Origin of the sequence: Devosia lucknowensis (genome assembly GCF_900177655.1) — a bacterium.
Taxonomy (GTDB): Bacteria; Pseudomonadota; Alphaproteobacteria; order Rhizobiales; family Devosiaceae; genus Devosia; species Devosia lucknowensis.
In genome coordinates, this window is sequence record NZ_FXWK01000001.1 from 2,178,871 (window position 1) to 2,200,013 (window position 21,143).

Annotated in this window: 22 protein-coding genes, 1 tRNA gene and 1 pseudogene; 15 read left to right on the top strand and 9 right to left on the bottom strand. The window is 62.1% G+C overall.

Translation table 11 applies throughout. From position 1 onward, the window contains the following. Window positions 1-34 precede the first annotated feature (34 nt). The 5 genes and pseudogenes from rfbC to CCK88_RS10740 all read left to right on the top strand — a co-directional run bounded on the left by rfbC (window position 35) and on the right by CCK88_RS10740 (window position 3,408). The gene (rfbC, locus tag CCK88_RS10720) at window positions 35-604 is read left to right on the top strand and encodes a dTDP-4-dehydrorhamnose 3,5-epimerase (protein WP_086470417.1); all 570 of its coding nucleotides are present in this window, start codon (window positions 35-37) and stop codon (window positions 602-604) included. Next, window positions 604-993: pseudogene (locus CCK88_RS10725) on the top strand (GDP-mannose 4,6-dehydratase); the annotation flags it as partial. The gene rfbC and the pseudogene CCK88_RS10725, both read left to right, overlap by 1 nt. A gap of 44 nt (window positions 994-1,037) precedes the next feature. After that, window positions 1,038-1,469: a hypothetical protein gene (locus CCK88_RS10730; RefSeq protein WP_210189919.1), complete on the top strand. Its 432-nt coding sequence runs from the start codon at window positions 1,038-1,040 to the stop codon at window positions 1,467-1,469. 14 nt (window positions 1,470-1,483) lie between these two features. Continuing rightward, window positions 1,484-2,164: an ABC transporter ATP-binding protein gene (locus CCK88_RS10735; RefSeq protein WP_086470419.1), complete on the top strand. Its 681-nt coding sequence runs from the start codon at window positions 1,484-1,486 to the stop codon at window positions 2,162-2,164. Continuing rightward, the gene (locus tag CCK88_RS10740) at window positions 2,161-3,408 is read left to right on the top strand and encodes an FtsX-like permease family protein (protein WP_086470420.1); all 1,248 of its coding nucleotides are present in this window, start codon (window positions 2,161-2,163) and stop codon (window positions 3,406-3,408) included. The genes CCK88_RS10735 and CCK88_RS10740 overlap by 4 nt, the downstream gene beginning before the upstream one ends. Window positions 3,409-3,414: 6 nt before the next feature. Here CCK88_RS10740 and CCK88_RS10745 read toward each other — a convergent pair whose 3' ends face one another. The 4 genes from CCK88_RS10745 to CCK88_RS10760 form a co-directional block, all read right to left on the bottom strand. Then, window positions 3,415-3,906, bottom strand: a complete 492-nt coding sequence (locus CCK88_RS10745) for a copper chaperone PCu(A)C (protein WP_086470421.1) — start codon at window positions 3,904-3,906, stop codon at window positions 3,415-3,417. A 120-nt stretch (window positions 3,907-4,026) separates the two neighbouring features. Next, window positions 4,027-4,103 (bottom strand) — tRNA-Arg (locus CCK88_RS10750). 125 nt (window positions 4,104-4,228) lie between these two features. Beyond that, window positions 4,229-5,650, bottom strand: coding sequence for a sensor histidine kinase (locus CCK88_RS10755; protein WP_086470422.1), 1,422 nt, complete (start codon window positions 5,648-5,650; stop codon window positions 4,229-4,231). Between the two features lie 51 nt (window positions 5,651-5,701). Beyond that, the gene (locus tag CCK88_RS10760) at window positions 5,702-7,129 is read right to left on the bottom strand and encodes an FAD-dependent oxidoreductase (protein WP_086470423.1); all 1,428 of its coding nucleotides are present in this window, start codon (window positions 7,127-7,129) and stop codon (window positions 5,702-5,704) included. A 227-nt stretch (window positions 7,130-7,356) separates the two neighbouring features. Here CCK88_RS10760 and rpmH point away from each other — a divergent pair, with 227 nt between their 5' ends. The 4 genes from rpmH to yihA all read left to right on the top strand — a co-directional run bounded on the left by rpmH (window position 7,357) and on the right by yihA (window position 10,458). Next, complete coding sequence (gene rpmH / locus CCK88_RS10765; RefSeq protein WP_086470424.1) at window positions 7,357-7,491, top strand: 50S ribosomal protein L34; 135 nt, start codon at window positions 7,357-7,359, stop codon at window positions 7,489-7,491. 15 nt (window positions 7,492-7,506) lie between these two features. Next, the gene (rnpA, locus tag CCK88_RS10770) at window positions 7,507-7,914 is read left to right on the top strand and encodes a ribonuclease P protein component (protein WP_086470425.1); all 408 of its coding nucleotides are present in this window, start codon (window positions 7,507-7,509) and stop codon (window positions 7,912-7,914) included. Then, window positions 7,911-9,743: a membrane protein insertase YidC gene (gene yidC / locus CCK88_RS10775; protein ID WP_086470426.1), complete on the top strand. Its 1,833-nt coding sequence runs from the start codon at window positions 7,911-7,913 to the stop codon at window positions 9,741-9,743. The genes rnpA and yidC overlap by 4 nt, the downstream gene beginning before the upstream one ends. 70 nt (window positions 9,744-9,813) lie before the next feature. Next, entirely contained in the window at window positions 9,814-10,458 is a 645-nt protein-coding gene (gene yihA / locus CCK88_RS10780) for a ribosome biogenesis GTP-binding protein YihA/YsxC (protein WP_086470427.1), read from the top strand. Between the two features lie 7 nt (window positions 10,459-10,465). Here the strand turns inward: yihA and CCK88_RS10785 are convergent, their stop codons facing one another. From CCK88_RS10785 to CCK88_RS10800, 4 genes are all read right to left on the bottom strand, one after another. After that, window positions 10,466-11,197 (bottom strand): type 1 glutamine amidotransferase, encoded by a 732-nt coding sequence (locus CCK88_RS10785; RefSeq protein ID WP_086470428.1) that lies wholly within the window; start codon window positions 11,195-11,197, stop codon window positions 10,466-10,468. Window positions 11,198-11,279: 82 nt separating this feature from the next. Next, window positions 11,280-11,525: a hypothetical protein gene (locus CCK88_RS10790; protein WP_086470429.1), complete on the bottom strand. Its 246-nt coding sequence runs from the start codon at window positions 11,523-11,525 to the stop codon at window positions 11,280-11,282. Between the two features lie 50 nt (window positions 11,526-11,575). Next, window positions 11,576-12,064 (bottom strand): peptide-methionine (R)-S-oxide reductase MsrB, encoded by a 489-nt coding sequence (msrB, locus tag CCK88_RS10795; RefSeq protein WP_086470430.1) that lies wholly within the window; start codon window positions 12,062-12,064, stop codon window positions 11,576-11,578. 181 nt (window positions 12,065-12,245) lie between these two features. After that, a complete protein-coding gene (locus CCK88_RS10800; protein WP_086470431.1) occupies window positions 12,246-12,812 on the bottom strand; it encodes a fasciclin domain-containing protein in 567 nt (188 codons plus the stop codon). Between the two features lie 931 nt (window positions 12,813-13,743). On the opposite strand from CCK88_RS10800, the gene CCK88_RS10810 reads away from it, so the two are divergent. From CCK88_RS10810 to rnk, 3 genes are all read left to right on the top strand, one after another. Further along, on the top strand, window positions 13,744-14,418 hold the full coding sequence (locus tag CCK88_RS10810; protein ID WP_086470433.1) for an ABC transporter ATP-binding protein: 675 nt from the start codon (window positions 13,744-13,746) through the stop codon (window positions 14,416-14,418). Between the two features lie 489 nt (window positions 14,419-14,907). Continuing rightward, window positions 14,908-15,354 carry a GreA/GreB family elongation factor gene (locus tag CCK88_RS10815; RefSeq protein ID WP_086470434.1) on the top strand — a complete coding sequence of 149 codons (447 nt, stop codon included), beginning with the start codon at window positions 14,908-14,910 and terminating at the stop codon, window positions 15,352-15,354. Then, window positions 15,351-15,758, top strand: a complete 408-nt coding sequence (gene rnk / locus CCK88_RS10820) for a nucleoside diphosphate kinase regulator (RefSeq protein WP_086470435.1) — start codon at window positions 15,351-15,353, stop codon at window positions 15,756-15,758. Before CCK88_RS10815 ends, rnk begins: the two co-directional genes overlap by 4 nt. An 88-nt stretch (window positions 15,759-15,846) precedes the next feature. Here the strand turns inward: rnk and CCK88_RS10825 are convergent, their stop codons facing one another. Next, a complete protein-coding gene (locus CCK88_RS10825; RefSeq protein ID WP_244557471.1) occupies window positions 15,847-16,299 on the bottom strand; it encodes a MarR family winged helix-turn-helix transcriptional regulator in 453 nt (150 codons plus the stop codon). A gap of 130 nt (window positions 16,300-16,429) precedes the next feature. Here CCK88_RS10825 and CCK88_RS10830 point away from each other — a divergent pair, with 130 nt between their 5' ends. The 3 genes from CCK88_RS10830 (at window position 16,430) to CCK88_RS10840 (ending at window position 20,957) form a co-directional block, all read left to right on the top strand. After that, complete coding sequence (locus CCK88_RS10830; RefSeq protein ID WP_140048961.1) at window positions 16,430-18,160, top strand: peptidoglycan D,D-transpeptidase FtsI family protein; 1,731 nt, start codon at window positions 16,430-16,432, stop codon at window positions 18,158-18,160. A 40-nt stretch (window positions 18,161-18,200) separates the two neighbouring features. Further along, window positions 18,201-18,872 carry a L,D-transpeptidase gene (locus CCK88_RS10835; RefSeq protein WP_086470438.1) on the top strand — a complete coding sequence of 224 codons (672 nt, stop codon included), beginning with the start codon at window positions 18,201-18,203 and terminating at the stop codon, window positions 18,870-18,872. A gap of 84 nt (window positions 18,873-18,956) precedes the next feature. Next, complete coding sequence (locus CCK88_RS10840) at window positions 18,957-20,957, top strand: transglycosylase domain-containing protein (protein ID WP_086470439.1); 2,001 nt, start codon at window positions 18,957-18,959, stop codon at window positions 20,955-20,957. Window positions 20,958-21,143: the final 186 nt, after the last annotated feature.

Consider the following 21,143-nt stretch of genomic DNA (forward strand, 5'->3'; position numbering starts at 1 on the left):
CGCAAGCAATCGATCATCGAGTTCGAGTACCGGAATGCGTTCACAAAAACTGGCAATTCCAGATGTTATCGAGCTTCAGCCGACACGGCACGCGGACGAGCGCGGCAATTTTGCCGAGACGTTTCGAGACGACTGGTTCTGCTCCAATATTGGCGACCGGCGTTTCATTCAGGAAAACCAGTCCCACACCCTGAGGCGCGGCACCATAAGGGGCCTGCACTTTCAGGCGCCACCTGCCGCCCAGGGAAAGCTGGTTCAGTGCCTGAGTGGTGCGATTTTCGATGTCGCGGTGGATATCCGGGAGAACTCTGCGACCTATGGCGACTGTGTCACGCGGATTTTGACGGCGGAGCGCGGTAACCAGCTCTGGGTGCCCGAGGGTTTCCTTCATGGCTTCTGTACCCTCACAGATGACACCGTCGTCGCCTACAAGGTCACGGCCTATTACGATCGGTCGGCAGATCGTGGCGTACGCTGGAACGATGCCGATCTCGGGATCGCCTGGCCCGATTGCGTTGAGCCGTCCCTCCTGTCCGACAAGGACCGACACCTTCCCTGCTTCAGGAAAATGCAGCCCTATTTTACGATAGGGAGTGCAGCATAATGCGCGTGCTGGTTACCGGCGGAGCAGGGTTCATCGGCTCGGCGCTCGTGCGCCATCTGATACGCGACAAGGGCGACACTGTCCTCACGGTAGACAAGCTGACTTATGCGGGATCACTGCGATCCCTGCGCGACATCGCTGGCCGCCCAGAACACACGTTCGTTCTGGCCGACATCTGCGACCGGTGTGCCATGGACAACATTTTCGCGTCCTTCCGACCCGACAAGGTGGTGCATCTGGCAGCCGAAAGCCATGTCGATCGGTCCATATCCGATGCCGAAGACTTCATGCGCACCAACGTCATGGGGACGTACAGCCTGCTCGAAGCTGCAAGAACCTACTACGACAACCTCTCACGCCATGACCAAGAGCGTTTCCGCTTCCTGCATGCCATTTCAAGATCCTGACTTGACGAGCAGAGGAGAAAAACCAGATGCATCGCCGCAATTTCATGAGCCTCGCAGCAGCCGGAACCCTTCTCGGATTTACCGGGCCGGCGTTCGCCGACCTCCCCTCGTTGCGCTTTCGGGACATGTATGCCCGCGGCAAGGACCTTTCCGATCTGTCGCTGTCACTCCAGGGCCAGCGCATTGCCATGACGGGTTACATGGCGCCCCCGCTCAAGCCTGAGATCAACTTCTTCGTCCTGACCAAGACACCGATGGCAACCTGCCCATTCTGCGACGACGCTGCGGATTGGCCCAATGATATCGTCCTGTCTTATTTCGCCGGCGAACAGGCATTCACGCGCTTTTCCAACCTGATCCGGGTGGAAGGGACGTTCGACACCGGTATCAAGACCGACGAGCCCACGGGCTTCGTCAGCAAGGTGCGGCTGCTCGATACGCGTTATACTGTCCTCTAACGCTGGATTTTTGCATGCCGGGACTACCACTTGCCGCTTCCGGCCTGCGCCTTTCCTACGCGGGTGAAACCGCCGTAGAACTCCCTGAACTCGCGGTCGAGCCCGGAACGCTTGTCGCCCTTGTCGGGCCTTCGGGATCGGGAAAATCAAGCCTGCTCTATCTTCTCTCCGGCTTGCTTCGGCCTGATTCCGGCGCGTTCTTCTGGGCCGGTGAAAACATAGCCGCTTTGGGCGAGAGGCACCGCGATCGCTGGCGCCGCCGACATGCCGGCTTCATCTTCCAGAGTTTTCACCTCATCGAAGAGCTCAGTCCGCTCGACAATGTGCTGGTGCCGCTGTGGTTCGACAGGTTCTCGGCCGCGTCTGCGCGCCAGCGGGCGCTACAACTACTCGACCGCCTTGCTGTTCCGTCCCGCCGTGCGCAGGTCGCCCTTCTTTCGCGGGGCCAGCAACAACGCGTCGCCATTGCGCGCGCCCTCATCACGGACCCACAGGTCATCTTTGCGGATGAGCCAACCGCCAGTCTTGATGCCGCATCGGGGGAAGCGGTGATCGACGTGCTTCGTCAGCTCGCCCAAGAAGATGGCCGGACCGTAGTCGCCGCCACCCACGATCCTGCGGTCAAGTCTGCCGCCCACCTGCTGGTCATGCTCGATCATGGCCATACCGTCTCGATTGCCAGGAGCCGAACATGAACCCCTTCCCTCTCGCTTGGGCGTCGCTCCGCCGCAACAGTTTTACGGCCATCCTCTTTGCAACCATTGTCGCGCTTGCCGTGGCCCTTGGTATCGCCATTTCCGCTCAGGAACGCGCTCTTCGCACTGGCAGCGCCCGCGCCGCAGACAAGTTCGACCTGATCGTCGCCGCGCCTGGCAGCCACAACGACGTCCTGTTTTCGACCGTGTATCTCGACGCCACCGCCGTTGAACTCCTCGACCCTGCCATCACGGCGTTGCTGCTGGACGACCAAGAGGCAGAGATCGTCGCTCCCATCGGGTTCGGCGATCATATCGAGGGCGCGGCGGTTGTCGGCACGACAGCGGCTTTTGTCGATCATCTCTCCGGTGGACTGGCGGACGGCCGCCTCTTCGAAAAGGTGGACGAAACGGTCGTCGGCGCCTTGTCTCCACATGCCATCGGCGACAGACTGGAAGTCTCCCATTCACATGGTGCAGGTGGCGGTGCCGACGCGGATGTCGCAGCGGACGCCATCGAGGCCGGCGAGGCCGTTCCGGGGGAGGACGACCACCCCACGATTGTCGTGGTGGGGCGCATGCAGCCAACCGGCACGCCGTGGGATCGGGCAATCGTCGTCCCGATCGAGTACAATTGGGTGGCTCACGGCCTGGGCACCGGACACCGCCCCGACGACACCCATATCGGCCCTCCTTTCGATCAGGAGGCACTGCCCGGCGTACCGGCCGTGGTGGTCAAGCCCACCGACGTGGCGGCTGCCTATGGCCTGCGCAACGCTTACCGCACACCGCAATCCACTGCGTTCTTTCCAGCCGAAGTTCTGGTGGAACTCTATGGCCTGCTCGGCAATGCAACCGCGATCATGGGGGCCCTGACCCTGGCGGCTCAAGGTCTGGTGGTAGCCGCAATCCTGGCGGGTGTGGTCGCCATTCTCGACCTGCAGCGTCAGCGCTTTGCCGTGCTGCGCGCCCTTGGCGCCTCGCCGATCTTTATCTGCGCCACTGTGTGGGTTTACGTCGCCACCATCGTGCTGGGCGGTGCTCTTGTCGGGCTCTGTTTTGGTTGGGGTCTGGCAGCTGTCGTGTCCGACTTCATCGCCCAATCCACCGGCGTGTCGATGCGCGCCGAAATCGGTGCGCGCGAACTTTCGCTGGTCAGCACGATAGTGGGCATCGGGCTGGTTCTTGCACTGGTGCCGGCGATGATAATCTATCGCCGGCCCGTGGTCGAAGCGCTACGCTGAATCCTCTCAGTGGCTGTGACCCGCATGGCTGTGCGCAGTGGCTCCGGCGGGTTGCACCTCGACACTCATCTCGAGTTCGCCACTGCCAAGCAGCAGGTGAAGGTGCACCTCCTGCCCTTCCACCAAATCGAAGTGGAGGTCGTTAAGGCGCAGTCCGAGCCCTCCTGGATCGAATGCCATTGTGCCGCCAGGGATCGAATAAGCCCCGACAGGCTGGTACGAGCGCGTGCCATCAGCGGCCATCGATGCTCCAACAACGTCCACAGTCGCGGCAGCCTCCGACTCTCCGCCCCGGAGCAGAACCGCCTCGCCGCCGTTCTCCACTTCGAAGAACACAACAGCATCCTCGCCGGCCCGCGCTGGCATCGTCCAGGCATGCAGCACGACGAGTTCGCCAATGCTGGCGACATGCTCACCATGGGCATGAGACTCTGCACCAACGTCGATTGTCGCAAGGATGAAAAATGGAAAGGCGAGGAGCGAAGAAAATCTGAGCACGGTCGGTTCTCACGAGGATAAAATCCAAGCGTACCCGACTTGCGCAACACAATGACGACAGGGGTCATCCACATCCGTCGCGCCTCGACAGCAGAATGCAGAACTGTGTGTGTGAAAGAATGGCGCGCCCGAAGAGATTCGAACTCCTGACCCCCAGATTCGTAGTCTGGTGCTCTATCCAGCTGAGCTACGGGCGCGCATGCCGACCAAGCGGCGAACTTCATTTGATCGGTGCGTCTTGGCGCTTCCGATCGAAGCGGGGCAACCCATACATGGGCATATTGGGCAATGCAAGCGGGTCGTGGCGATTTTTGTGGAACGATCAGTCGAGAGGCCCGCGCCATGGGAGCGCGATGTCGAACTGGGTCCCGGAACCTGTTTCGGCGAGGGTCAGGGTTCCCCCATGCGCCTCGACGATTTCCCGGGCGATGGCGAGACCCAACCCAGTTCCCCCCGACCGCGCCGAGCCTTCGAACGCCACGAAAAGTTTGGCTCTTGCGCGTGGTGCGAGACCAGGTCCGTTGTCTCGCACGGAGATGATGAGTTTACCGTCACCCACCCGCGTTTCGACGGCAATGATAGCCTGTTCGGTCTGGGCGGCCTCGAGCGCCTCGCGGGCATTCTTGATCAGGTTGACCAGAACCCGGCCCATCTGTCCCGGGTCGATGTCGACAAAAAGCTCCGGGTCGATGTCGTTCTGGAATGTCACCAGGGGGTGCCCAGCGACCCGCGCCTCGAATGCCGCATCTTCCACGAGATCGTATAGGCCGACACTGCTGAATTGCGGCACGGTCGTCGTTTCCCGCCCGTAGTCGAGCACGGACTGTACGAACCCCGTCGCCCTGTCGAGCGTGTTGACCAGCCGGGGCGCAAGTCGCTGCACCTTGGGGTCATCGAGGGTTGCCACCTGGTCCGACAACAATTGCGCCGAAGTCAGCGTATTGCGCAGGTCGTGATTGATCTTCGCCACCGCAAGGCCGAGATCGGCCAGGTGACGACGCTGGCGCAGCATGGAAAAAAGGTCGCTCTCCATGTCCGCCAGCTCGCGCTCCAGAATGCCGATCTCGTCCCGCCGTCTCGTGGGCGTGAGAATCAGCGAGCCATTCTCCGGCGCCTTTCTGAAGGCCAGCATGTTGTTGGTCATGCGCAGCACGGGATCGATGAACAGGCGACTGACGAGAACGTAGAGCACGAACGCGGTGACCGCCGCGATCCCAAGGGAAACCAGGGCAATGGATCGGGAATAGTCCAGCATGTCGCGCCGCAGCGGAGTTTCGGGCATCAGGAGCTCGACGAGGCTCTCGTCGGTGTCGCCGGCTCCCACGACGCGCAAGGTACGCCCCGGCCCGGCGAACAACGTGTCGAGAGCGCCAAGGACCTGTGTCGGCAAATCCCTTAGCCGCAGGTCGGCGGTAACGACGACATCCGGGATGATCGGATCGGTCAACTCGATCAGCTGGCTTTGTCCCTCGCGCCGATAGACGATGGCATGGGCGCCGGCGGAGTTGAGCAATCGATCGGTGAGGTTGCGCGGCAGTGCCATCACGTCGGGAACGGCATCGAGAACCCGCGCAGCCACGATACCGACCCGCAGACGGTCTTCGAGCCATGTGGCTCGAAAGCTCGCCAGCGATGGCAGATAGACGACGATCTCCACAAGCAGGATCACCCCGATGATCGTGGCGATCAGTTTGCTCGAGAGGCCAGAAAATCGACCGGTCATGACGCTGGGCTGGTCTTTCATCGAGACGATCCTAAGCCGTTCGCTGTCCGGCGTCAGCAGTTTAGGCCGACACTAACGTCGCAGCATCCGCATCACGGCGCTGGAGCGCTTTCTTGCTGAAGCAACGACTTGAGGCGCCGATCGGTTTTCCGAAAGCGTGACAAGGCTGGACAAGAGACTGGGGCGCGGCAGCGGCATCCCCGCCAACGCCTCGAACGGCAGCCCCTGATCCATCGCCAGCGAGAGGACGCCAGCCAGATCCTGTGCACCGCTTCCGACAAGGCTCGCACCGGCAATGCGCCCTTTGGGATTGAGGATGACCTTGATCAGCCCACCACTTTCGCCCTGACTACGGATCTGGGCGTTTTCGGCCAGATTGGCCCGCAGGATCGAGTATCCCGCAGGCAGATCGCCTGAGACATGCTGCCCGATTTGCACGAGGGCGGGAGACGTCGGCACGATCCGAGGCTGTGCTCCAGATCGATTCTGGTTCGATCCGATCACCACAGCGTCGACCACGGCTCGCCCATGAGCGAGAGCATGTTGCCACTGGTTGAGGCCGGCCGCCGCGCCAACGACCCTGACCTTGCGATTGCTTGTCTGTCCCAGGTCCCCGGACGCGTAGAGGCCGCCCTGCCCTTTGAGAGCCCGTATGTTGCCAGCATCGAGATTCAGGTCCGCCAATTCTGCGGCCTGACCATTGGCGACCAGGATGTGGGAAAGATCGAGCGTGAGCTCGCTACCATCGGCAAGAGCGACGGTCGCACCGATCCCCTGCGATCGCGGCTGGATGGCGCTGACGCTGGCACCATCAAGCAGGCTCACACCGTCCTCGCGAAGAAAATGCGACCATATGGCAGCGGCCTCGGCATCGAAGCCAGCCAGTGCCTGCCCTTGCGGCACCACCGTAACCTCGGACCCCAGCCGCCGATATGCCTGGGCCAGCGCCAGACCTTCCGGATCGTTGCCGATCACGAGGAGATGCGTGAGCTTTCGCGTGTTGTCTATAAGGGTATCGAGCGTGAAAAATCCGGCTTCCTCAAGTCCGGCCACGGCGGGGATAAGGCTCGTTTCTCCCAACGCGAGCACGGTTGCCTGTGGCTTGACGAGCACGTCACCCACGGCCAGCGTCGCCGCGTCGACAAAGTGAGCAGCACCTGCAAACACTGAGATACCGAGGCCCTTCAGTCGATCGACACCGTCGAGCACGGCCTGATCCTCGGCGACCTGCTGCGCACGCTCGAGTACCGCCTTGATACTGATCTTGGGAGCCGCGGCCGACACCCCAACGGCCCCGGCGGTCCGGATCGCATGCGCACGCCTTGCGCTCTCTATTATGGAGGCGACGACCAGATCGCGCTGTGGCGCATCGCCGGGTTCTTCAAAGCCGCGGTCCACCAGCGTCACCTCGGCGCCGAGCCTGCGCGCATATTGCGCCAGAGCCAGTCCGAGAGCGCCAGCGCCGACGACGCACAGCTCGGGTCGTGAAATCTCAGCCATGTCCGCCTGAGGCTTGAATGAATGCTGTTCCTTATGCGAGGGAATGCGGAGCTTGACAACTGGTGCGCAAGGCGTGTTCGAGCCGCCAAGGCGCGTTGACTTGCGAGACTCTTTTCCCTATAGACGCCACCAACCCGGAAGACGGTGCATCTGTCAGCCGTCACAACTATTTCTGCTTTCAAGCAGCACCAAACGAGAGGAACCGTGCGACAGCGCGGTCTGATGTCATGAAGCGTACATACCAGCCCTCCAAGCTCGTGCGTGCCCGTCGTCACGGTTTCCGTGCCCGTATGGCCACCAAGGACGGTCGTATCATTCTGAACCGCCGCCGCGCGCTCGGCCGCAAGAAGCTTTCGGCCTAAGGGATTGTTGGCCGGATGACGGCCGATGTCTCTTCGCCAGACGCTCCGATTCGTCGTCTCAAGCGGCGTTCACAGTTTTTGAGGGCTGCCCGGGGCAATCGCGCCGGGCGCTCTGCGTTTGGACTGCAGGTCATCCCCAGCCCGGATAGCGAAGCCGGCGTGGGTTTTACCGTGACCAAGAAAGTTGGGAATTCCCCAGAGCGCAACCGCATGAAACGGCGGCTCCGGGCTGCTGCGGCAGCTTGCGCGCGTGACTTTGTGCCCGGACATGACTATGTCCTCTTGGCGCGGCGCGAAGCTCTCAGCCAACCCTTCGAAAAGATGGTCGCTGATCTGACCGGCCTCATCGCTCGCGTGCATGACACCCGGTCAGGCGACAATCGAAATTCTACCGGCCGCGGCCAACGGAACCCGAGACAATGAAATCTGACAATCGCAATGTGATCCTCGCCGTCGTGCTCAGCATGATCGTGCTGTTCGGCTGGCAGTTCTTCATTGCCGGCCCGCAGCTCCAGCAAGCGCAGCGCCAGGCCGAGATCCGTGCCGCACAGCAGGCCGAGACGCAGCAGGTTGCCGTTCCTGCCACCAGTGCCGACGGCACTGCAGCAGCGCCGGCCGCGGATGCGCCGCAGGTGTTCGCCGATCGCGACAGCGCCATTGCGGCAACCAGCCGCGTCGATATCTCGACCGCCGATCTCGAAGGTTCGATCAACCTCACCGGCGCCCGCATCGACGACCTTCAGCTCAAGCAGTATCGCGAAACGACGGACCCAAGCTCCCCGATCATTGCGCTGCTCAAGCCCGCGGGTCTTCAGGACGCCTACTATGTCGAACAGGGTTGGGCTGCAGCTGCAGGCACGTCGGTCGCAGTTCCCGATGGCCAGTCGATCTGGACCGTTGATGGCGACAACAGCACCCTGACGGCACAGACACCGGTGACGTTGCGCTACGACAATGGGGCCGGTCTCGTCTTCCGCCGCACCTTTGCGGTCGACGACTACTACCTCTTCACCATCACCCAGACGGTCGAGAACACCGGCACTGGCGACGTTGCCCTGTTCCCCTATTCGCGTGTCGTCCGCCACGGCAACCCCAAGGTGCAGAACTTCTTCATCCAGCACGAAGGCCCGATCGGCGTGCTGGGATCGAACAACTATGTATCGCGCAAGTACGGCGACCTGCAGAACGAGCGTCAGGTCGACTGGTCTTCGACGACCGGCTGGCTCGGCATCGCCGACAAATATTGGGCTACCGCAGTGCTGCCCAAGGCAGGCACGTCCATCAATGCACGCTTTGCCTACAACCAGGTCAACGGCAACAACGTCTTCCAGACAAATTACGTCGAGACCCAGCCGGTCATGGTGCCGGCTGGAGCCACTGTCAGTCACGAAGCCTACGTCTTCGCTGGCGCCAAGGAAGACCGCATCATCACCGGCTATCAGGAGACCTACGGCTTCGATCGCCTGGAACTGCTGATCGACTGGGGCTGGTTCCACTTCCTGACCAAGCCGATGCACTGGCTGCTGGTCACGCTCTACGGCATCCTCGGCAATTTCGGCCTCGCAGTTCTCGCCGTGACCGTTATCGTCAAGGCCATCTTCTTCCCGCTGGCCAACCGCTCCTATGCCTCCATGGCCGCCATGCGCCGCGTGCAGCCCGAGATGAAGGCTATCCAGGAGCGTCTCAAGGACGACCGTCCTGCCCAGCAGCAGGCGATGATGGAGCTCTACAAGAAAGAGAAGATCAACCCGCTTTCCGGATGCTGGCCGATCCTCATCCAGATCCCGGTCTTCTTCGCGCTCTACACCGTGATTTTTATCTCGCTCGAGATGCGCCATGCACCGTTCTTCGGCTGGATCCAGGATCTGGCGGCGCCCGATCCGACCAACATCTTCACGCTGTTCGGTCTGATCCCGTGGAACCCGATGGCCCTCCCCATCATCGGATCCTTCCTTCACCTCGGTATCTGGCCTGTCATAATGGGCATCACCATGTGGGTGCAGATGCGCCTCAACCCGCCGCCGCCGGATCCGACCCAGGCGATGATCTTCAACTGGATGCCGGTCATCTTCACCTTCATGCTCGGGACCTTCCCGGCTGGTCTGGTGATCTACTGGGCCTGGAACAACACGCTGTCGATCGCCCAGCAGTGGTTCATCATGAAGCGCCACGGCGTCGAGGTGAACCTGCTCGGCAACATCGTCAGCAGCTTCCGTCGCAAGCCCAAGACGGCCGGAACCAGCGAAAGCTGATTTTGACAGCGGCACGACTTATCTGGGCCCGCCGGTCATCCGGTGGGCCTCTCATTTTGAGGGTTCCCGAATGACGCAGCCCGACTACTCGCCCCACATCCTCGAGCGCGGCCGATTGCTGTTTGCCCGCCCTTTCCTGTTCATCAAAGGCTGCGTCCGCCTCGCCGACCTCCCGCCAATGGATCGCGTGGAGATCGCTTTTGCCGGCCGCTCCAATGTCGGCAAGTCGAGCCTTATCAACGCCTTGTGCGGCACGTCAGGTCTCGCGCGGACGTCCAACACGCCCGGGCGAACGCAGGAACTCAACATCTTCGAGAGCCAGAGTGAAAACCTGCGTATCGTCGACATGCCCGGCTATGGCTATGCCAAGGCGCCCGAGCCGAAGGTGAAGGCCTGGACCGCGTTGATCCATCAATACCTGACGGGCCGCGCCACCTTGCGCCGGGTCTACGTGCTGGTGGACAGCCGCCACGGCCCCAAGGACAATGACCTGTCGGTGATGAACGAACTCGACCGCGCGGCCGTCAGCTACCAGGTCGTGCTCACCAAGATCGACAAGCCCTCCGCCAGGGAACTCGAGACCAACATCGCCCGGACGGTGGCATCCATCGCCAAGCGCCCGGCTGCGCATCCCGACGTCATTCTGACATCGAGTGAAAAGGGCGAGGGCCTGACCCAGCTGCGAACGGAAATCGCCCTCTTGCTCGAGAGCTGAGCCCGGCCTAACGCCCTGATCCAGGTCCGCGATCGCCATCCAGGAAGAAGGCGGCGATTGATTTGACCAGGAGGTCACTATCCGACGGCTTGGACATCGTCTGTCTGGCCGTCTCGAGCACGTCGTCGCCGGCCCGGCCCTTGCGCAGCTCGATCAGGGCGCTGCCGTAATCGTCGAGAAATTCCGGATGCGGCTGGAAGCTCAACGCTGCGCCGTTGCGGTAGTACAGTCCCGCATTGGGCGTGAATTCGGAGGCAAGAATGACATCTGCCTCCGCAGGCGGGGTGATCACCTGATCCTGATGGGAGCAGACCACGTTCACGCTGGCTGGTATGTCGGCCAGAAACGCCGGCCGGGACACCACGTCGTAAGTGTGCCGTCCGAGGCCCCACCCCTTTTCGGACTTGCGGACATCGCCGCCAAGGGCATCGGCCATGACCTGGTGACCAAAGCAGATGCCGACCATCGGCGTTGCGGCAGCATAGGCATCGCGGATGAAGCTGCGCAGCGGCGGAAGCCAGGCATGGTCCTCGTAGACGCCCGCCGACGAGCCGGTGATCGCAATGGCTTCGAGGCCAGCGGGATCGGGCAATGCCTGCCCGCCGAGCACGTCGATGACGTCGAGCTCGAAATCGCGACCGGACGACGCAAACATGCGTCCGAACATATCGCGATAGGGCGAGAACCGGTCCTGCAGGGCATCGGGCACGCGGCCGACTTCGATAAGGGTGATCTTCATGGCAACTCTTTCGCTGCCCCGCTTCTAGCCGAGGCCAGGGGCAACGGGCAACAGCGCGCCATGCAGACCAGCCCTCGCTCTATCAGCTGGTCACGGTGAACTTGATGGATTTTCGGACGCCCTTTTCCTCGACCTCGATCCAGCGGGCGAACGGGGTCTCGGCCTCGGTCGCATTGACCATCTCGTCGAGATAGATGCCGGATTTGAGAAGACCGCGCTTGGCCGCCTCCGGCAAGACACCTGCAGCCCATTTCACCACCGGCACAGGAACCCAGAAACCGGATTCCTGGCGGCCATCTCTGTATTTTTCGACGCTGACGCGAAGCATGACGCACCCCAAACAGTTCGACTGTGATTTAGGGAGCGTCAGGCCCTGGATCAAGCGGCAGGCTGGAAGGTCAGTGCAAGTCCGTTGATGCAATAGCGCAACCCGGTCGGCGCCGGGCCATCGTCGAAGACATGGCCCTGGTGGCCACCGCAGTTGGAACAATGAACCTCGATGCGGCTCATCCAGAGCGAATTGTCTTCCATGGTGCCGATGGCGCCCGGGATGAAATCGTAGAAGCTGGGCCAGCCGGTGCCGCTGTCGAACTTGGTGGCGGATTCGAACAGCGCCTGATCGCAGCCGGCGCAATGGAACGTGCCGCTGCGCTTCTCGTCATTGAGGGGCGAGCTGTATGGCCGCTCGGTGTCTTCGTGGCGCAGGACCCGATAGGCCTCCGGAGACAGCTTGCTCTGCCATTCCGCATCGGTGAGCGTGAATGGGAAATCGCCTTCGGCTGCATGCGACGCCCGGCTGAGGCCGAGGGCCGCAGCCATCGCGGCCAGCGATCCGGAAATCAGAAAGGTGCGACGATCGAACGACATGGACGGCTCCTTAAGGCAGAGACGCCGCCCGGCCGGAGGACTGGCCAGACAGCGCCTTGCAATGTGACGTGATCACGAATTCCGAAGGCGGTCTACGCGATCACATCAAGATGAGGCTCCGCATGAGGGACGGACACGGAGCCTCTGTGACCTACATCATTCGCTCGGATGCAGGCTTTGGTTACGAGGCCGGCAGCAGCACGGCGTCGATAACGTGGATCACGCCGTTGGACTGGTCGACGTCAGGGATGGTGACGTGAGCCGAACCGCCGTTTGCGTCGGTGATCTTCACCTTGTCGCCGTCGAGGCTGAAGGTCAGCTCGCCACCCTGCACGGTAGCAGCCTTGTACTCACCGCCATTGTCTTCGATCATCTTGACGAGGTCAGCCGAATGAATGTCACCGGCAATGACGTGGTAGGTGAGGACGGCAGTCAGCTGGTCCTTGTTTTCGGGCAGCAGCAGGTTTTCAACGGTGCCGGCCGGGAGCGCTTCAAAGGCTGCGTTCACGGGGGCGAACACGGTGAAGGGGCCCGGGCCGGACAGGGTCTCGACGAGGCCGGCAGCCTGAACTGCGGCAACGAGCGTGGTGTGGTCGGCCGAGTTCACGGCATTTTCGATGATGTTGTTGGTGGCCGGCATGGCGGCACCGCCAACCATCGGAGCGTCCTGGGCAATGACGGCAGCGCCGGAGAGCGAGCCGAAAGCGAGAACGGCGGCAACGGAGAGGGCACGGATAGAAAGAGTCATCTGGTAGTTCCTTCCTGTGTGAATTCGGGTCCCGCTCATCGGCAGGATCGAAGTTAGTTACGGAAGGGCGCTCCGGGCAGTTTCGCGGATCAGCCTAAAACCGCACAAAGAATTTTTTCGCCTATTTTCATCATATAATTCAATAACTTAACTTGAAAGTATCCGGTTTTTCGCGGCTCAAACTCAAAACATTTCCGCAGTGATCCAATCGTGTGCGGGAGCCGTAAGAAGGCGCCTTACACAAGGAGGTTGCTACGCGCGGCCCTTTTTTGGCATCCAATTGGTCGGCATGGCTGTCCGCCGGGCGGCCCTGAAGGCTTCCGGTTGCTTGGGTGGACGGGACCCGAGGCGCGTGCGTCTCGATGATGGAAAAGCAATGAGACGTCGCCGCCTCGGGTCGCCGGTTTTTGGAACTGTCCGGCGGCGGGGGATCGCTCGTCCCGTCACGGCCGGACTGGAACCTGTGGGACAGGCAAAAGTCCCACCCGGCTCACCCGACCACTGTTCGCCTGCAGACCGCCGCGCCGGGTGATGGGTGAGAGTATAGGGGACGGTGAAGGAGCGGGGATATCTTCATCCCGTGATGGCAGAAAGCGACCCCATTGCAGTCGTTGTGGCCGGCTTGGCCTCCCTCCGAAAGCAGACATATAGGTACCGTCGAGCTATGCGCCGTTGAAGGCGAGAGGACGCGCTCCGCCAATCAGCGTCGATGGCGCCGCAAATTTCTCGCGTGGAAGAAGTCAGAGCCCGTAGCTGAAGAACCTGGTGATCATCTACGCCCCGTCCTGGCGCCCCCGGGCGGCCTTCCCGTCGACGTCCGGCAGGGCGCCTACGGTCTGGCCATCGCCCTCACAGCTATCGGAGCAATTCTCGCCTCCATCCTTCCGGCGCGTGCAGCCGCTCGCGTCGACCCCGTCAAGGTGATCGAACAATGAGGCCGCTTCTGGAGGTAATGGATCTGGTCAAGACCTATGGGGAAGGAGAGGCGGAAACGCGTGTTCTCAAAGGTCTCGACCTGCAGCTGGAAACAGGGGAACTCGCCGCGTTGCTCGGCCCCTCCGGTTCCGGCAAGAGCACCCTGCTGGCCATTCTCGGGACCTTGATGAAGCCCAGCTCGGGCAAGCATGTCATGCTCGGCGAGGACCTCACAAAGGCAAGCGATCGCGACCTGACGGAGTTCCGCAACCGCCACATCGGTTTCGTTTTCCAGTTTCATCACCTGTTGCCGGACTTCACGGCGCTGGAAAACGTCATCTTCCCTTCCGCCGTCCGTGCGGGGCGTGAAACCTGGGCGGCGCGCGAGCGTGGCCGTGAACTCCTGGCGAGGGTGGGGCTCGAGAAGCGCATGGACTTTCTGGCGACGAAACTTTCCGGCGGCCAGAAGCAGAGGGTGGCCATCGCCCGGGCCCTGATGAACCAGCCCGAACTGGTCCTGGCCGACGAGCCGACCGGCAACCTCGACCGCGGGTCCGCCACCCAGGTGATGGAGCTGATCGCCGAGATCAACCAGAACGAGAAAACCACGTTCCTGATCTCTACCCATGACGAGAAGATCGCCGACACCTGTCGCCGGCGCATCCGGGTCTCGGACGGCCTGGTCGAGTAGCGGCGGGCGCTCGATTTGACAAAGCTGCGGATATGGCCATGATCGAGGTCATGAGCCCCGAGTTGTTTTTCAATCGCCAACCGTTTTCCGGTCGTCGCCAGATAGGCTGATTGCCTGGTGCTGCTACCTGCCTGCGGGCAAGAGTGGCGCCAGGGTGCTCTGACAATCCTCCATTCTGATTATGTCCCGCCGCCAGCATCTACGGCTGGGGACACTGCTTGTCTTGAAGGCAATCGCGATGACTTCCCTTATCTCCATTGGCTTCCCGTACCCTGCGGGAAAGCCTGGTTGCGCCCTCCGATCCCGAAGGTAGAGGCCGATCATGCAAGTTCTCAGATTTTGCCGGTCCTGCTCGGGACCGCGTCCGCGTGCGGCCCGCAGGTGCCCTTGGTGTTTCAAGGACTACTCGGCTCCGCGTTCGACACCCGAACACCTGTTTGCGGCCTTCGAGCGCCTCGGCCGCGAAGGCCCACGGCAGAGGTCAGAAGAATGACGACGTTGACCCATATGGCCGAACGGTCGCCTGAAATCATTGTCGGCGAGAAGGAGCACCGCCGCCTCGTCGCGACAGCCCTGACAGACATCACCGAGGACGCCGAGCGGATCGACTTCCTGCTCTATGAACTGGACCGGGCAAGGATCATTGCCGACGATCGGCTTCCGTCCGACGTCGTTCGACTGGGCAGCGTCGTCCGTTTTTCCGGGCCGGGCGGCCAACGCACCGCGAAGATCGTGGTCCCGGATGAACATGGCCAAGTGAGGCACGATGGTTATCGTTTGTCGGTGACCTCGAGGCATGGCGCCGCTTTGTTGGGCTTACGACCGGGCCAGCGGCTGTCCTGGCGCACTGCCGAAGGTGCTTGCGACTGGGTCGAAGTGATCGGGGTAGCCAACACGCCCGATCGACGATTCTTATCGAAAGAGAGACATAGATGAGTATGCGCAGTCACACTCTAAGGCCCAAGATAGTCGTTGCCGAAAGCGAACACCGGCAATTGCTCGCAATGGCCGGCGGCGGCTCGTCCGCCGCAGCCGAAACACTGCTTGACGAGATGGAGCGTGCACGCGTCGTTCCGGATGCAAGGCTTCCTGCCGACACGGTCCGCATGGGGTCGCGCGTCCAATACCGGACGGACGACGACGAGCTTAATGACGTGACACTGGTCTGTCCTTCCGACGCCGACATATCGGCGGGACGAATATCGGTATTGACGCCGGTCGGTGCCGCCTTGATCGGTCTTAGGATCGGGCAGTCGATCACATGGCTTGCCCGCGACGGCAAGAAACATGTGTTGACCGTTCCCGGTGTCGGACAGCTCGATCGCGTCGGCTTCGAATAGGCCTATCGAAGCTTGAGCGGTGAACACCAGATGATGTCGCGGACGATGTTCGCGGCATTCATCGAGAGTACGGTCGATCGTGTCCGGACTAGTGCGAGCGCGATGTTCGACTCTTGTCACCCAACGCATCGACCACTTTCTGCATGAGGCCAAGCAGTTGCTCTTGCTCCGTAGCCGAAAGGCTGGAGACCAGTTCTTGCTGGGAACGAGCAACGAGCGGTTCGGCAATGGCCAAGGCGTCTCGTCCGGCTGGCGCGAGCTTCAGCCGTTTACAGCGCCGATCGGAAGGATCGGCATTTCGCTCGACCATACCCTTTTCCGCGAGACGGTCTATCACGCCGCCGATCGTGGTTCGATCATAGGCGATCGTCGCTGCCAGCGTCGCCTGATCGACGTCCGGACGATCCCTTAGTGCGACGAGCGCCGCGAATTGGACAGGGGTGAGGACCAGCCCGACACGGGACATCTCCACGTCGAAAAGCGTGGTGGAGATCTGATGGAACCGGCGGGCGAGGTGGCCGGGGAGATGCTTCAGGTCCAATACAGCCATCCCTACATTTGACAAGTATGCTGATCATCAGCATACTACATAAATTCATTCGTCTCAACTTCAAACCTCGGGTTTTTCCCGGGGCCGACCAGTCACGTCCAACTGCCGAGTGCACCTGAACATGCAGAACCTTCTGCCAGCATCAGACCGCGAGACCACGGGTTCGGCAAGCGTCGAAACGCCGATCGTCCTCAAAGGTGCCCGGACCGGCAATCTCGAAGTCTCCGGCAAGCGGTTGAAGATCGCCACCTGGGTCATCCTGGCTTGCTTCGCCGTCATCAGCGGCCGCCTCGTGGAGCTGGGCACGGCGGATGAACAGCCCCGTTTCGACGGGCGGGTCCTCAACGCCACGCTCGCCTCCCGCCCCGTCATCAATGACAGGAACGGCGTGCCGATGGCTCTCGACATCCGGGTGCCGTCGCTCTTCGCCGAGCCGCGGCACATCATCGATGTCAACGAGGCGGCAGCGGCGATCACGTCGGTCTTGCCCGAGCTGGAGGAAACCTGGCTGCGGAGCCGGCTCGACGGCGACGCTGGCTTCGCCTGGATCGCGAGGGAATTGTCTCCGGTCCAGCAGTCCGAGCTGATGAGGAAGGGTATCCCCGGCCTCGATTTCCTGTCCGAGACGCGACGCGTCTATCCCGCTTTCCGGCAGGCATCCCATGTCTTGGGAGCCGTGAACGTGGACAATGCAGGCATAGCGGGAATCGAGGCCCATATCGACGAGCTCTATAGCCTTGACGTCCTTCATTCCACCGGTCTTGGACGAGACGCCGCCCTGGAGCCAGTCACGCTATCGGTCGACATGCGCATCCAGAACGTGCTGCATAGGGAACTGGAAGACGCGCTTTCCCGCTACCAGGCGATCGCCGCGGCTGGGACCGTCATCGATGTCCACACCGGCGAAGTCGTCGGCCTGGTGTCGTTGCCCGATTTCGATCCCAACCGACCGGGGACGATGCTCGAGGAAGGGCGTTTTAATCGCATAACGGCAGGAAAGTTCGAACCTGCCTCCATCTTCAAGCCCATAACCATAGCCGGCGCTATCGACGCTGGCGTCGTGACCATCTCCGATCAGGTGGACGCCCGCACACCTGTACGGTTCGGTCGTCATTCCATCTCCGACTATTACGGCAAGCACCGTTACCTCTCAGTGGCGGAGGTGCTCACCTTTTCCTCCAACATCGGCACCGTTCGCATCGCGGAGAAGATCGGGCCGACGGAGTTCCGCGCCTTCCTGGGCCGCATGGGCTTCGACTCCTTGCCTGCGATCGAACTTCCGGAAAAGACCGTCTCGATCGTGCCTGCAAAGCTATCAGAGGTCGCATCGGCGACGGTGTCCTTCGGCCACGGGCTCAGCGTCACGCCCTTGCAGATGCTGACCGGAACGGCGGCCCTTGTGAATGGGGGCTACCTCGTTCGTCCCACGCTCCTCAAGCAAGAGGCGGGCGCCGACTTGGTCAGACAGCAGGTGATCAGCGAGGCCACCAGCATGAAGATGCGGTACCTGCTGCGCCTAAACGCCCTGCAGGGCTCCGCCCGCCGGGCCAACGCCTTGGCCGATGGTTATCGCATGGGCGGCAAGACCGGAACCGCCGAGAAAGTCGTCGCCGGTCGGTATTCCAGCGAGAAGGTAACCACCTTCTTTTCTTCCGTCTTTCCGCTGGACGCCCCTCGATACGCGATGGTCGTCATGGTCGACGAACCCCAACCGGAAAGGCCGGGCACCGGGCGCACCGCCGCCTACAACGCCGGTGACATCTCCGGACGGATAATCCACCGCATCGCACCCATGCTCGGCGTCCTCCCCACCGAGTGGGAGAACATCCCGGCGCATGCACTTCAGGGCTGAGCCCCGGCCCGCCAATCATCGAACAACAGGACAATACACGATGATCACCTTGAACCGCCGCGCGCTCCTCGCTGGCTCCGCAGCACTTCTCGCCTCCTCCTTGGCAGGATGTGCCACCACCGCCAGTTCGGCACGGTCGCAAGGCAGCACGCCGGTCCGCCGTCCGGTGCCTCCCGAGGTGGCGTCGATGTACGCGGCGGTGCTGGACGACGAATACCCGATCCGCGCGTCAGACATGTCACTGGTGCCCGAGCAATTCTGGCGTCAGGAAGTCCCGAACACCACCGGAGAACCAGCGGGATCCGTCGTCGTCGATACGACCGACCGGTTCCTGTACCACGTGCGGGACAACGGAATGGCGACCCGCTACGGCGTCGGCATCGGCGCAGCCGGCTTCTCCTGGTCGGGCCGTGCCCACATCGCCTACAAGCGGTCCTGGCCGCGGTGGACGCCGCCTTCCGACATGATCAAGCGTCATCCGGAGCTGGAGATCTACCGATACGGTATGGAGCCGGGTCCGGAGAACCCGATGGGTCCGCGTGCTCTCTACATCCACCAAGGCAACAAGGACACGCTCTACCGCATCCACGGCAACGAGGACGAGAAGACGATCGGCCAGGCGATCTCCAGCGGGTGCGTGCGATTGCTGCCCCAGGACATCATCCATCTCTACGACAACGTTCGCAGCGGATCGCCGCTTCTAGTCGTCTGATTTCCCGCGACATCACGTGAGGGTAAGTGTTCGCCCCGGCCTTCTACGGAGAGCCGGGGTGGCAGGCCCGAACACAGAAGAGCCATGCAGATCGAACTCCCGCACGAGGACCGGCTACGTCCAAACCCCACCCGCCCGTCACCCCGCAAGCGCAGGACGCGCCGGCGCCGGACGAGATGGCTGCGGCTGCGCGACGTCATGAATGCCGCGCTCGTTCTTTCGGTAACGGGTTCGATGGCGATCATGTCCATCGTGGGACAGCAGGTACGGCAGATGCCTGCCTCCAGCGAATGGACGGTCCCGGACCGCGCGCCCAATATCCGTGTGCTTGCCCGTGACGGTTCCTTGATCTCGAACCGGGGCAAGACCGGGGGGGAGGAAGTCGGCTTCACGGACCTTCCCTGGTACGTACCGGCGGCCTTCATCGCCGCCGAGGACCGACGCTTCCGGGAGCATTTCGGCGTGGATCTGGTCGGCTTGGCATCTGTTCTCCTGGACAGCGCGAAAGCCGGCGGCATCACCCGTGGCGCCTCGACGATCACGCAGCAGGTGGCGAAGAACCTGTTTCTCACCTCGGATCCGACCCTGTCCCGAAAGATCCAGGAGGCAGTGCTTGCGCTATGGCTCGAGCGCGAATTCACCAAGGACCAGATCCTCGAGCTCTACCTTAACCGGATCTACTTCGGCAGCGGAGCCACCGGCATCGAGGCGGCGGCCCAGGTGTACTTCGCCAAGTCTGCACGCAACCTCAGCCTCGGTCAGGCGGCGATGCTTGCCGGCATCTTGCCGGCGCCCTCCACCTACAACCCCAAGGCCGACCCAGAACTCGCGAGAAAGAGGCAGCGACTGACGCTCGACGCCATGGTTCGCGATGGCGCCATCACGCCTGCGGAGGCAGACCAGGCTCGGGGCGCCGATGGCGATGTCGTGGCCTCGCGCGGCAGCACCGGACATTATGTGGCCGATTGGGTCGAGGCCCTGATGACGAGCTACATCGGAGAGCTGGAGGGTGACGTCGTCGTCTATACGACCATCGACCGCGACCTTCAGTCGTTCGCCGAGCGGACCGTACGGGACTACGTCCGGCGCGAGGGCGGCAACGGCAAGTTCAACCAGGGCGCCCTCGTCTCGATGGATGCTTCCGGGGAGTTGATCGCCATGGTGGGCGGCGTCGACTATGCACGCAGCCAGTTCAACCGGGCTGTCACGGCTCGACGCCAGCCGGGATCCACGTTCAAGCCGATCGTCTACGCGGCGGCCATGGAGAAGGGATACTCCCCGGACACCGTCGCCGAGGACGCCCGATTTGACTTCAACGGCTGGAGCCCCAAGAACGACAGTGACCGATATCATGGCATGGTCAGCCTGCGGGACGCGCTAGCATACTCGTTCAATACGGTCGCGGCCCGCCTCGCCATAGACGTGACGCCGCAAGCCGTGATCGAGATGGCGGCACGACTGGGTATCAGCTCGAACATGCCGCCGGTGCCGTCGATAGGACTCGGCACGGCGGAAATCTCGTTGCTGGAGCTTACGGGAGCATTCGTCCCGTTCGCGAACAAGGGCTACGGCGTCGTGCCCAGTGTCATCGAGCGCATCGAGACAAAGGGCGGGCGCGTGCTCTACCGGAAAGACGACGCCGGTCCCGGGCGGGTGCTATCGCCGCTGACGGTATCCCAGATGAACGACATGCTGGTGGCAGCAGTACGGAACGGAACCGGGCATCGCGCCGGTTTGGCGAACTGGGAAGTTGGAGGCAAGACCGGCACGAGCCAGAACTCCAGGGACGCCAGCTTCGTCGGCTACACGGCCAACATCGTGACCGGCGTCTGGCTGGGTCGGGACGACGACAAATCCGCAGGCATCTACGGCGGAACGCTCCCGGTCGCCATTTGGACCGAGTTCATGGAACGTGCGCATGCCGAGATGACGCCGGTGGAATTGCCGGGTTACCGGCTTCTGCAGGAAAACTATGTCGTGCAGTACGCGATGGATCCGAACACGGGAGCAACCTTGCTGGATGCAGACACGGGGGAACCCGTCATTCAAATACTGGAGCGCACACCCATAGACGCGATTTCTTGATCGAGTTGGCGCCTGTAGCTCCAGTTTTGATAGCGTGTCCGACTTCGCCAGGGCCGCGCACACCTGGCTTCATAGCTGGGACAGCTTGCTCCAGCAACGAACCTACCTCAACCGTTATCAAGCTAAGAAATGTCGTACGGCGCTCCGTATCCCGTTGTCGTCTTCTGAAAGAAGCCTGTCCGCTAA